11 protein-coding genes are annotated in these 13,045 nt (G+C 34.2%); 4 read left to right on the top strand and 7 right to left on the bottom strand.

Annotation, left to right across the window (positions count from 1 at the left end):
- Positions 1-45 precede the first annotated feature (45 nt).
- The 6 genes from DR980_RS04490 to DR980_RS04515 form a co-directional block, all read right to left on the bottom strand.
- Complete coding sequence (locus tag DR980_RS04490) at positions 46-2,196, bottom strand: TonB-dependent receptor (RefSeq protein WP_113634061.1); 2,151 nt, start codon at positions 2,194-2,196, stop codon at positions 46-48.
- Between the two features lie 237 nt (positions 2,197-2,433).
- Entirely contained in the window at positions 2,434-2,835 is a 402-nt protein-coding gene (gene arfB, locus DR980_RS04495; RefSeq protein WP_113634062.1) for an alternative ribosome rescue aminoacyl-tRNA hydrolase ArfB, read from the bottom strand.
- A gap of 13 nt (positions 2,836-2,848) precedes the next feature.
- Positions 2,849-4,969 carry a DUF4301 family protein gene (locus DR980_RS04500; protein ID WP_113634063.1) on the bottom strand — a complete coding sequence of 707 codons (2,121 nt, stop codon included), beginning with the start codon at positions 4,967-4,969 and terminating at the stop codon, positions 2,849-2,851.
- Complete coding sequence (pnuC, locus tag DR980_RS04505; protein WP_113634064.1) at positions 4,924-5,553, bottom strand: nicotinamide riboside transporter PnuC; 630 nt, start codon at positions 5,551-5,553, stop codon at positions 4,924-4,926. The genes DR980_RS04500 and pnuC overlap by 46 nt, the downstream gene beginning before the upstream one ends.
- A 4-nt stretch (positions 5,554-5,557) precedes the next feature.
- On the bottom strand, positions 5,558-6,277 hold the full coding sequence (locus DR980_RS04510) for a geranylgeranylglyceryl/heptaprenylglyceryl phosphate synthase (protein WP_113634065.1): 720 nt from the start codon (positions 6,275-6,277) through the stop codon (positions 5,558-5,560).
- A gap of 36 nt (positions 6,278-6,313) precedes the next feature.
- Positions 6,314-6,943, bottom strand: coding sequence for a 4'-phosphopantetheinyl transferase family protein (locus tag DR980_RS04515; RefSeq protein ID WP_113634066.1), 630 nt, complete (start codon positions 6,941-6,943; stop codon positions 6,314-6,316).
- A 251-nt stretch (positions 6,944-7,194) separates the two neighbouring features.
- Here DR980_RS04515 and ahcY point away from each other — a divergent pair, with 251 nt between their 5' ends.
- The 4 genes from ahcY (at position 7,195) to DR980_RS04535 (ending at position 12,541) form a co-directional block, all read left to right on the top strand.
- The gene (gene ahcY, locus DR980_RS04520; protein WP_113634067.1) at positions 7,195-8,511 is read left to right on the top strand and encodes an adenosylhomocysteinase; all 1,317 of its coding nucleotides are present in this window, start codon (positions 7,195-7,197) and stop codon (positions 8,509-8,511) included.
- A gap of 242 nt (positions 8,512-8,753) precedes the next feature.
- Positions 8,754-11,078, top strand: a complete 2,325-nt coding sequence (locus DR980_RS04525) for a patatin-like phospholipase family protein (RefSeq protein ID WP_113634068.1) — start codon at positions 8,754-8,756, stop codon at positions 11,076-11,078.
- A 392-nt stretch (positions 11,079-11,470) separates the two neighbouring features.
- Positions 11,471-11,854, top strand: a complete 384-nt coding sequence (locus tag DR980_RS04530) for a hypothetical protein (protein ID WP_113634069.1) — start codon at positions 11,471-11,473, stop codon at positions 11,852-11,854.
- A gap of 60 nt (positions 11,855-11,914) precedes the next feature.
- On the top strand, positions 11,915-12,541 hold the full coding sequence (locus DR980_RS04535) for a hypothetical protein (RefSeq protein ID WP_113634070.1): 627 nt from the start codon (positions 11,915-11,917) through the stop codon (positions 12,539-12,541).
- A 234-nt stretch (positions 12,542-12,775) separates the two neighbouring features.
- Here the strand turns inward: DR980_RS04535 and rpmA are convergent, their stop codons facing one another.
- Positions 12,776-13,042 carry a 50S ribosomal protein L27 gene (gene rpmA, locus DR980_RS04540; RefSeq protein ID WP_086453627.1) on the bottom strand — a complete coding sequence of 89 codons (267 nt, stop codon included), beginning with the start codon at positions 13,040-13,042 and terminating at the stop codon, positions 12,776-12,778.
- Positions 13,043-13,045: the final 3 nt, after the last annotated feature.

Here is a 13,045-nt window from a genome sequence, read left to right on the forward strand (position 1 = left end):
CAGCGAACCATCAGGATTTCATCCAATAATAAACAATTCAATTCTTTAAAACTTCAACGTCATTCCTACCAAGAAATTAATTCCTGCTTGTGGGTAATAGTATGGGTAAATATCATACATGTAACCGTTAGAAACGTATTTCTTATCTAAAAAATTATTCATTAAACCGGTCAATACAATTTCTTTGAAGATGGTTTTAGGTTTAAAAGTGTAGACAACATTTAAATCATTGACAAAATAATCAGCCAATTTTGCTGCCGGTAATTCGATGTTGTTCATGTATTGTTCCCCAACGAATTTCTGTAACCATGAAATATGAAGATTTTCAATAGGGGTGTATACTAAAATATTTCCCGCAATAATTGATGGTGAATACGCAATATCTGTAGTTCCGTAATTCTGACCTTCTACCGCTAAATCAGTATTTTTATTAGCACTCAACGTAAAATTAGGACGAATAATCAATTGATCTGTCAATGCTATTGTAGCATCAACTTCCAGTCCTAAACGGTAACTTTTCTCACTGTTGGAACGTATTGGAGCGCCCACATCATCTAAACCTCCCGTTAAAATCAATTGGTCTTTATAGGCCATATAATACACATTCGTATTGAATTGTACTTTTTCCGCAAGATATCTCCAACCCAATTCAAAGTCATTTAGTTTCTCTGACTTTACATTCCCACCTTCATAATCACTCCTATTCGGTTCGCGATTGGCTCTGGCATACGATAAATACACGGAATTTCCAGAATTGATCGTAAAGGTTAATCCTGTTTTAGGGTTAAAGAAATTAAAAGTATCATCCACAAGTGTTGGCTGAACGCCGTTTGCTTTGTAATTCACTGATCGATATTGCAAATCTCCAAATAAACTTAGCTTTTCCGTGATTTGGTAATTGGCTTTGGCAAAAACATTCCCATCCGTTTTATTGGCATAATCATCATAGTAGCGATCTCCCAACTCACTCTGAGAAGCATTTCGTGCCCAAATAACTTTTCCAAAATGGTCGCCTTCGTACTTGTTCCAACCACCACCAAAAATCACATCTAGTTTTTCATCTTTATAATTGGCAGAAAATGTAGTTCCATAGAAATCATTTTCTAACCATTTTTGACGCACTAAATCAGTTGTTGTAATAGCGCCAACAGACTGTAATCCGTAATCGGCAAAATCAGCGTCTTCTTTATAGTTTTCATAAAATCCTTTGCCTTTTGTGTAATGCAACGCAAAATTCGTACTCCAGTTGTCGGATATTTTTTCATTCCAAAGCAATTGTGAGTGATCTTGTTGATAATTATCGGTTTCATTGTCATAGAAACGAGCATTTCCTTGTTCGTCTGTGAAAGCACCTGCTGAATTAAACGTTCGGTCATTTTTTAAGGTTTCACCATCTATTCCGTTCCAAGACTGGTACGTTTTTTCGGTCCCACCAAAAACCAATGCTTTTATCAAAGTAGTTTTGCCCACATACGTTCCCTGAAGAAAATACGATTTCAAATCAGAGGCTCCGCGATCTATAAATCCGTCCGACTTGATCGCTGATAACCGTCCCGCAATTTCAAAATGATCGTTCATCAAACCCGTACTGAATTTTACGGTGTGTTTTCTGGTATTAAAACTTCCCAAAGAGTTGGAAATTTCACCCGAGCTATCTTTGGCAAAATTATCAGTTAACATATTTAAACTGGCACCAAAAGCACCTGCTCCATTAGTAGAAGTTCCTACACCGCGTTGTAATTGCAAACTCTCCACTGAAGAAGCAAAATCCGGCATATTCACCCAGAACGTTCCATGACTTTCGGAATCATTATACGGAATTCCGTTGATGGTAACGTTCACTCGCGTTGCATCGCTACCACGAACTCGAATTCCGGTATATCCCACACCATTTCCGGCATCAGAAGTCGTAACAACTGACGGTAAATAATTCATCAGAATTGGAATGTCCTGCCCCAAATTTCGGAATTTGATTTCCTTTTTACCTAAATTACTGAAACTTACCGGTGTTTTTGTGGTAACACGTACTGCAGAAACCAAGACTTCATCAAGTTGGTTTACAGACGTAGTGTCTTTGACTTGAGAAAAGGAGACTAGAGAAAAGAAAATAGAAGTACAAGTAATTAGAGCCTTGTATTTTAAAACTTTGCAACTTTGCGACTTTGCAACTTTGCGACTAATAATAATAGTATTCATCCGTAAAAAGATTACGAATAAAAGGGGGAATTATTCTTTTTGTTAAATTAAAAAATGATTGTTTCCTATGACAAATAAAGTAGTGTGCACGCTATTTCTTTGTCATTTTTTCCCTTAACAGCATTACCTGTTCAGGTTCGTTGGGTATAATCTCAGCTCGTTATTTAGAGCACCCCTTTGAGACAGCGCAAAACTAATTATAAATTGTGAATTATAAATTATGAATTGGAATAAATTTTAAAAATCAGGTTTTCTGCGTGTTTTTTTAATTTCGGAAACAGTCTTTTTATCCTTTATTCGCTTTCTAATTACTGATTTAGGGATTCTGGTGGGCTTTCTTTCTTTTGGAACAAATAATGCATTTTTTATCAGTTCCAAAAATCGTTTAATTACAATTTCTTTATTTCTAAATTGACTGCGGTCTTCATCACAGTTCAAAATTAAAATAGCATCAGTAGTCAATCTGGAAGATAATTTGGTTTCAACCAAAAGTTTCTCTTCTTCAGTTAAAGCCTGAGAATTTTTCAAATCAAAACTCAATACCACTTTCGAGGAAACTTTATTTACGTTCTGACCACCGGATCCACTGCTACGGACGGCTTTAAAACTTAATTCGGATATGATTTTTTCAATTTCCATTGCAGTTAAATTTTCATGACTGGTGTGCAGGTTTCAATAAATCATTCACTGTTTTTACCGGATTAAAAGTAATCAACGGCACCTGAACAAACACAGTCAGCCAATTTGCCATAGCGCCGTTCCATAAACCAGGTAACTCATATCCTTTGATACTTTTGCCTGCTACATTTTTCTCTACAATAAAACCACTGTTGTAATCAACAAACTGAGTCAGATCAAATTTCTCTTTTTTATAATTTTTAATGCTACAAACTAAATCAACTGGATTAAAATGGGTGGCAGCATTCAGAATTATTTTTTGATTGTCATTATTTAAATCAACTTGGGAACTTTCTACAATTTGTAAGGAAACCGCACCTTGATCATTGCGTACCCAAAATGGACCTCCGCCAGGTTCACCTTCATTTTTCACCATTCCACAAACACGTATTGGTCTGTTTAAAATAGCTCTTACCTCTGTGACTTTACTTTCCAAATTTTCGGAATGAAAGCCATCATTCATTATTATATTTAATTTGTCCTTTAAAAAAAGAATGATTTCATCTATCAACTCGGGTTCAATCGATGCAGCATCCAAAGCGTTTAAATAACTAAAAACCTGTTGTTGAATTTCCAACAAAATTCCAGCCAATCCTCTTTTGTACAAAGAAATTTTCTCTACATTGTTTTGGATGACGTTATCAATATTTTTTATAAAAACAATATCAGCTTCCAAATTATTCAAATTCTCAATCAAAGCGCCATGACCTCCTGGCCTGAAAACTAATTGTCCATCTTCATCCCGGAACGGCTTGTTTTTCATAGTGACTGCAAGCGTGTCAGTGGTTTTGTTTTGATACGAATAGCTCACATTTATTTCTACAACTGATTCCTTTTCAATTTTAGATTTAACTGAATCAACAATATCTTCAAAATATTTTTGATGCGATTCTGAAACCGTAAAATGTAAATCAGAGCCATTATTAGCACTTGAATAATGCGCACATTCCCGCAAATGTTCTTCAACTGGAGTTACAATATGGGTTTTATATTTGTGAAAAGGAAGAATCCCTTTGGGTTGATTTGCAAAATCAAAATAATCCGATGAAAGCATTAATTTTATGAAATAGTAATTTTTAAAACTTCGGTCCAAAGTATCAAAATCGGCAAATTCAGCTTTCAATTGCTTATCTATTGCTTCAAAAAAAGGAAACTTCTCCATTCCCACAATAAAAATGGACAGTTTACTCGCTTTTTTTCGATTAATATAAGCATTAATTGATTCGTTTTCAACATCAAATTCATTGAGAAATTCTGTTAAAAACTTAAACATTCTACTCGCCGCTCCAGATGCTGGAACAAATTTGTTTAATTTGAGACCTGATTTATTCGCATCAAAATAACTGGCTTTCTCTTGAAAATCTTTCTCAGATAATTTCAAAATACCATTTGACAACGTTGCCGGACTGACTAAATCTGCTTTTGGAATTCCATTTTTAAAAAAATCCAGTTGCTTTTGAATAGTTGCAATTGGGATCCCATATTCCTGAATATATATAAAATCACTTGACGAAAACCCTAATTCTCTGGCCAAAGTCAAATCTTCAATAATTGCAACTGCTTTTTTAAGCCGCAAATCCTTGTCTCCAGAAAGTGTTATAAATGGCTTATTATTATCGATTAAAGATTGCTTAAAAACCGCAAAAACAGATTCTCTTCCGTCCGCTTTGTCTCTTAAATCATCTCTTTCCCAAGGCACATCAATATCAGTCAGAAAAAACAAATCATATTCATGTTCGCAAGCCGCTTCATGTAACAAAGGGTCACAATAGTTATAATACACTTCAGAAAAAACCTTGGTCACCATTAAATTAGTATCACAAAAAAGATATTTATTGGCAATCAGTGTTCTCTCGTTTTCTAATTTAGTTTGACCATAAGCAATCGGCAGCATGTCATCAACAGTACATATTTGCTGGCTGGAATCCCATTTTTCCTGAAGATAATCGCGTGCAAATTCTGGAACCCATTCGGTTTTATAGTATTCCGCAAGCTGTCTGGCCAATGTAGTTTTGCCAGTGCTTTCAGGACCAAATAAAGCTATTTTTATTATTTTTGTGGCTCCGTTGGAGAGCTGTCTGAGATTTTCTTCCATTCTAAATAGCCAAAAATGGCAACTACTGTAAATACTATATATTGAAAACTGGTAAAAGTATAGCCTTTTGCAAAATACAATGGAATGGAAATTACATCTCCAACAATCCAAAATATCCAATTCTCTACTTTTCTTTTGGCCATGAGCCACATTCCTACAAAGAAAATTCCTGTAATAAATGTATCTACATATGCATACCAAGTGGTGAATTTTCCGAAATAATGATATACCGAAAACACAAAGGCGACGGTAAATATAAAAAGAATTATCGCAATTCGTTTTTCAGAACTCGAAATTTTTGAAATTGGGAATTCTTCAGTATCTCCTTTTTTCCGAGTCCAATGGTACCAGCCATAAATACTCATCACAAAATAATAGCCGTTGATCATCATATCGCCCCATAAAGTCCATTTCCAAAGCAAATACACAAATATGGAAGTACTTACTAATCCGGTTGGAAAAACCAAAATATTATCTTTTTTAGCGTACCAAACGCTCAATAATCCGAAAATGACAGCAACAATTTCCAATATAATATCTAATGTTGGGTATTCGCTGTACTGCGAAAAAAAATAATCAATCATTTAATTATGCGTTAAAAAAGTTATTATCATTTTCAAAAGCGGTTCCTATAATTACTAAATCGGCTCCGGAATCATAAGCGTTTTGAATTCCCTGCAAATCTACAATTCCGCCACCAACAAGTAACGGAATTTCAATATTTTGAGCAACTAATGCAATCATTTCCAGCGGCACAGCTTGTTTAGCACCACTTCCCGCTTCAAGATAAATCAACTTATTGCCTAACATTTCACCTGCTTGTGCCGTAGCCAATGCTAAATCAAGATTATTTCTATTTAAAGGTTTGGTCTTACTCACTCTCTCTACTGCGGTTTCAGTTCCGCTTTCAATCAAAATATATCCTGTAGAAATGACTTCGAGTTGAGTTTTCTTTAAAATAGGAGCTGCTTTTACCTGATGTTCAATCAGAAAATCCGGATTTCGACCAGAGATTAATGACAAAAACAAAATCGCATCGGCTTTATCTGAAATCTGGGATGGGTTTCCGGGGAAAAGAAAAATGGGTAAATCACAATTTTGCTTGATTTGTATAATCAATTCGTCTTGAATATTTGTTGTAACCTGGCTTCCGCCTATGAAAATATGCGTTGCCGGCGATTGATCTATTTTTGAAATTAGTCCCGCCACAGTGTTCAAATCAATTTTATCAGGATCAAGAAGGATAGCCAATAATTTTTTGTTATTAGTTTTGGCTTTTATTATTTGGCTGTATAGGTTGTTCTTCATAAGTTTTACCGCTAATTCGCAAATTTGCGGTTTGTTTTAATTTTCGAAGGCATAAACTAAGGTAAATCCTTCTATTTCTTCAAAATGAATCTTGAAATTTTTTACTAAATTATCAAAATGAAGTTCAGCGATAGTTTGTTTACTTTCTAATTCAAAATCGCAGACACTTATATGGTTTTTGAAACTGATTCCTTTTTCATTTCTAATTTTGAAAACAGCTTCTTTAATACCCCAAATAACGGTCAGTTTTCGAATGTATTCGTCACTATCCAAATCCAAAAACTGAAATTCCGAATCACAGAATTTATCGGCAATTCGAGTGATTTTGTCTCGTTGCAATTCGATGTCGATTCCTACGGTTTCGTCACTGATAATAATGGCGGAAAACTCATGAGAATGCGTTATGGAAATGAATTTTCCATGGTTTAAATGTGGTTTTCCAAAAACATCATAATACAAATCAAAATCAGTGTAACCGGCTTGTTGCAATAATTTGCGCACGCTAAGAAAAGCGCGTTGGTGCATCTCCGATTTCATTCCGTCAAGGCGAATGCGATTACTATCGTTTAAGACCATTTGTTCTAATAATTCCGCATAGGATTCGGTTACTTTCCAAACGAGAATTTGAGTTCTAGAATTAATATGTATCGTTTTAAAAAGTGGCATCGTGTTATGATCTTGATTTTTAGCCCCGGTAGTAGCGGCATCCTTTTTTCACGCTTTTTTGCGTGTAAAAAGATATAGCGAATAACGGGAAATAGCTCCTGAAACTGAAACAAGTTCAGCTTCAAGAAATTATTTAGTTAATGTTCAAAAGATTAGCGAATTAAACAATTCATAATTCTTTTAGAAAACAGTTAAATTCTAAAGTTATTACGTAAATTTGCAAAAAATTTACAATTACAAATATACTATAAATGAGTACTACAACTATGCCTTTTGTGGCTTTCAAAGTAAAAGACATTTCTCTAGCGGCTTGGGGAAGAAAAGAAATTGAATTAGCTGAAGCTGAAATGCCAGGTTTAATGGCGCTTCGTGCGGAATATAAAAATGAACAACCACTTGCTGGCGCTCGTATTGCAGGATGTTTGCACATGACAATCCAAACTGCGGTTTTGATTGAAACTTTAATCGCTCTTGGTGCTGAAGTTACTTGGTCTTCTTGTAACATTTTTTCTACTCAAGATCAAGCTGCTGCTGCGATTGCTGCTGCCGGAATTCAGGTTTATGCTTGGAAAGGTTTAAACGAAGAAGATTTTGACTGGTGTATCGAGCAAACATTATTCTTTGGTGAAGACAGAAAACCATTGAACATGATTCTTGATGATGGTGGAGATTTGACCAATATGGTTATTGACCGTTACCCTGAATTAGTTGCAGGAATCAAAGGATTATCTGAAGAAACTACAACTGGAGTTCACAGATTATATGAAAGAGTAAAAGCAGGAACATTACCAATGCCAGCTATAAATGTTAATGACTCGGTTACTAAATCTAAATTTGACAACAAATACGGTTGTAAAGAATCAGCAGTTGATGCGGTTCGTCGTGCAACTGATATTATGCTTGCTGCAAAAAGAGTAATCGTTTGTGGTTACGGTGATGTAGGTAAAGGAACTGCAGCTTCTTTTAGAGGTGCTGGCTCTATTGTTACGGTTACTGAAATTGACCCAATTTGTGCTTTACAAGCTGCAATGGACGGTTTTGAAGTAAAAAAATTAGATACAGTTATCGCAACAGCTGATATTATCATTACTACTACTGGAAATAAAGATATCGTTTTAGGTTCTCATTTCGAAAAAATGAAAGACAAAACTATCGTTTGTAACATCGGGCATTTTGATAACGAAATTGATATGGCTTGGTTGAATATAAACCACGGTGCATCAAAAATCGAAATCAAACCACAAGTTGACAAATATACAATTGCTGGAAATGATATTATCGTTTTGGCTGAAGGTCGTTTAGTAAACCTTGGTTGTGCTACAGGTCACCCAAGTTTTGTAATGAGTAACTCATTTACAAACCAAACTCTTGCTCAAATCGAATTGTGGAAAAACAGCGCGGCATACAACAATGACGTATACATGTTACCAAAACACTTAGATGAGAAAGTAGCAATGTTACACTTAGCTAAATTAGGTGTTGAATTAGAGACTTTACGTGTAGACCAAGCTGATTATATTGGTGTTCCAGTTGAAGGTCCATTCAAACCAGAATATTACAGATACTAGATTTTAGATTGCTGATCAGCGATTTATGATTTCAGATTTAGAACCCTTGCAGTCCCGAAGTTTCGGGAGCAAGGGTTTTTTGTTTTTTAATCTGAAAGACAGTGCTATATAAGTATTTCTTACGAAATGTGCCTTGATCAACCACATGAACTGTGAAAAAATATACTATGTTTGCATATCAATTAACATTTTTCAAGAAGCAAAATACTGCTCCTGTTTCTAAATATTAAATTCTACTACTTTTGGGAAAAACAGCTTATCTATTCGTCTTAATAATTTCATTATCGCTTACTCAAATTGTTTTCGCCCAGGAAAAAAAACCTAAAGTGGTTTTGGTATTAAGTGGTGGTGGTGCCAAAGGGATAGCACATATACCGCTTTTACAAGCTTTAGATTCCTTGCATATTGTGCCTGACCTTATCGTAGGAAACAGTATGGGAAGCGTTATAGGAGGAATGTATGCTATGGGGTACTCTGGTGACAGTATTCAAAAAATAGCCAAAAACATCGATTGGGACAAACTCTTAGGAAGAAGTATGTCTTTGAAAAGTGTCAGCGTGGAAGAAAAAAGTGAGTTTGAGAGATATTTGGTTGGAATAGGAATTAAGGACGGTAAGCCGACAAGCGTAAGTTCTTTATTAAATGATCAATATTTAAGAGAATTTCTTACAGAACTGACTTTTCCTGTTTATAATGTAACTGACTTTGATAAACTAGCCATTCCATTTAGAGCAATGGCTACAGATGTTGTATATGGTAGGGAAGTAATTCTTAGTAAAGGGAATTTAGCGTTTGCCATGAGATCGAGTATGTCATTACCCGCGGTTTTTAAAACCATGCCTTACGAAAAAACGCTGTTGGTTGATGGAGGTGTAATGAATAATTTTCCAACTGATATTGCAAAAAAAATGGGCGCCGACATCATAATTGGTAGTGACGTAGGCGGGGGAATGGAACCGATAGATAAATTAGATAACTTCGTGTCTGTGCTAATGCAAACGAGTATGTTTCCCAGTAATATCAAAGACCCAGAAAATCGCAAACTATGTGACATTCTAGTAGATCACTTGCCTAACTTGAGATTTTCTACATCTGATTTTGCAAAAAGCAACGAAATTTACAAAGATGGTCAAATTGCAACCAATCTTAATCTAAATACGTTAGCGGCATTGGCAGAAAAATTAAAAGGATTCAAACAACGAACCCATGAATTGCCAGCTGTTTCAAGCGAATTTGTCATCGACACTATCGTTTATAAAAATATCAGCAAGGAAAATCTTCCTCTCGTTATTGCTCGGACAAATATAAAAACACATACAAAGTATAATACTAAAGATTTAACCGCATGTATAAATGGTGCTATGGGAACAAATCTTTTTAACCAGATTACCTACAGTTATTTCGTTCACGACAAAGATAAATTAGGATTGGTGATAAACGGATTAGAATTTTCTAAAAACCAAGTTAATGCATCCGTGCATTACGACACTTATAGAGGAGTTGGATTAATTCTTAACTATAATGCAAGGAACGTTCTGGCTGAATCTTCCCGTCTTATTGCTACTGCAGATATTGCAGAACAACCAAAAGTAAGAATAGATTTTCAGAAAAATTTCGGAAAAAAGAAAGACTGGTGGTGGGGAACGGAACTGTATGGTGCATTCTTACAGCAGGAAATCTTCATAGATGGAAAATCGGTAGATAATATGCGGTACAATGGTTTCGAATTCAATAATGAAGTAAATCGAAATTTGAATTCACTGAACAGTTATCTTGGATTTGGATTAAACTATAGTTACACCGTTGTCAAACCTAAAAATGATCCCGGTATAAATGATAATGTATTATCTCTAAATAACTATAATTTTGGCAATTTAGAAGTAAGCGCACATTATTCACGCAACGGGATGGATAAAGTTTTTTTTGCGACAAATGGAACAATCTTAAAAGCAAATATAAATCGATCACTGCGCAATGACATTAACATATCTTTTACAGAGACGGATTCAACCGATTTTTCGGGGTCAACAAATAGCTTCACTAAAGTAGGATTCGCATTTGAAAAAAGATTACAATTAAAAAAGAAGATTACTGGTATAATAGGATTTGATGCTAATTTTATATTTCAAGACAAGCCAACGGGTAATGACGGCTCTTTTTCTAATTATGGCTATGCTGCAAAATATTTCCTTGGAGGCTTTATTCCAAGTTCTGGCAGTAGTCGTTTTGCATTCCCGGGACTACATGAGGACGAGCTGAGCGTTACTCAATTTATGTCTGTTAAATTGGGCGTACAATTAAATCCGTTAGGTAAATTTTATCTGACTCCGCATTTCAATATTGCATCCGTTGGCTTTGGAAACTTTAACGAATACATAGCTGACGTCTCTAATACAAAGGGAAATTGGGACGACAATAAAGAAACCAGTTTGTTGATGTCAGGAGGAGCCGCAATTTCCTATCAATCGATTTTAGGGCCTATTCATTTTGACACTTCATGGATAAACAATATTGACAAAGTGCGATTGTTTTTTAGTGTGGGATTTTCATTCAATCCGTCTAATTAGAGGATGTAACTACTCAGCCGGATTTGACCAAGTTTGATTATCTTGGAGTTCCTGTTGAAGGTTCATTCAAACCAGAATATTACAGATATTAGATTTTAGATTGCTGATTAGCGATTTATAATTTCAGATTTAAAACCCTTGCAGAAATGTGAGGTTTTTTTTGGTATTTAACCATTTTAGATTTGACAGATTTTAAAAACCTGTCAAATCTGTTGAATTACATTTGTTTAAAAATAAAATTACTTTACGGTTTTCCGTAAAGTAATTAAAAATTAAGAGGATATATTTGTGATTATTTAGTGTAAATTAGCAGAAGAACAAAAATTTGCTGCCCCGGATTGCAAATCAGAGTAGTCATATATAAATTTGTATCAACTAGAAAAATTTAAAATATGTTTGACATTAACTTAGTGCAAATACAAGAGATATGTAAAAAATCAAAGCAGTCTATTGATCTTAGCGAATTTAGATTTCCATATCAAGAATCATATAAAAGTTTAAATCAGAAAATAATTGAAGCAGCTGAAGAAGGGAAAAACTTAATAAGCATAGATTTTGTTTACTCCCTAACGGGGATTAATAAAAGCTTAACTTTGAATGAAATTGAAAAATTATATTATAGAATATATTTGAATCAAGATGGAGGACTGGCAGAAATAAATCTTTATGATTATCCATTGTATTTGATTACCAGAGGGTTTAAAGTTGAAATCATTGAAAATTTAAAACAACATCTGCATGGTTATCCAACAAAGAAATACATGATATCATGGTAATCAATAATTTGTTAAATGTGATTTACAATTGCTAATAGTAATAAAAACAAACCCTAAATTATGAAATACATTAAAATAAATTTAATTCTAATAATTATTCTAAGTTTAACAATGAATAGCATAAAAGCGCAAAGTGCATCTTTTCTATCGAGTGAAAGGGTTAGTGTATTATTAATATTTTTTGAATATGATTATAAATTCAATAATAATTCATACGAGCCTTATCAACCGGATTATTCATATATGCAAAATGTGTATGGGACTATGCAAGCAAGATATGATAAAGGGTTTGATATTATTAAAACTGAATTATATAAATATAATAAATTAAAATTTATTAACAAGACAAATATAATTTTACTCGATCAGCACAAAAAAGCAAATAATACATTTTACCAATCAATAAAGGGCGCAGATTTAAGCCAGTCTAGTAACATTCAAAGATGCTTAGAAGTAATATGTAGTATTTATGAATATGATCAAATAAGATCTGAAATTGAATTAATAAAAAGGTGTAATGCTGAACTTAGTAGAATTTCGATAAAAGACCCGGACAATTTTATTTATTCTTTGAGATATAAAGCTATTTGTAAAGTTCTGAATGAATTAGAAACCTGTTCTTCTTCCGAAATAAAAAATTTAAGCTGGGAGCAGACCGAATTAAGTATGAATCAAAAAAAATATTAAAGCGTAGCTGTTCGAAGTCTTCTGACTTCGCAAGCATCTTATAAATATGCAACATCAAAGCTCCGAGACTTCAAAAGTTTAGGAGCTTTTTTAATCTAAAAATAAAACCCATCAATTTCTCCTTTTCGTCTCCCTCTCCTTCGGAGAGTCCGGAGACTTCGGGATGAGTGAGGAAACAAAAAACCCGTCTCGATTTTTATCGAAACGGGTTTTTATAATAATTGAGAAAATCAATTATGCTTCAACTTCAAATGGAAGTATAGAAACATAAGATTTGTTATCTCTTTTCTTTTGGAAGAAAACAACTCCATCTACTCTTGCGTGTAGTGTGTGATCTTTACTTATGTAAACATTTGCACCTGGATTATGTTTTGAACCTCTTTGTCTTACGATGATGTTCCCAGCAATAGCAGCTTGACCACCAAATATCTTAACGCCTAAACGTTTTGATTCTGATTCTCTACCATTCTTAGAACTACCGACACCTTTCTTGTGAGCCATGAC

The organism is Flavobacterium psychrolimnae, assembly GCF_003312425.1.
Classification (GTDB): domain Bacteria; phylum Bacteroidota; class Bacteroidia; order Flavobacteriales; family Flavobacteriaceae; genus Flavobacterium; species Flavobacterium psychrolimnae.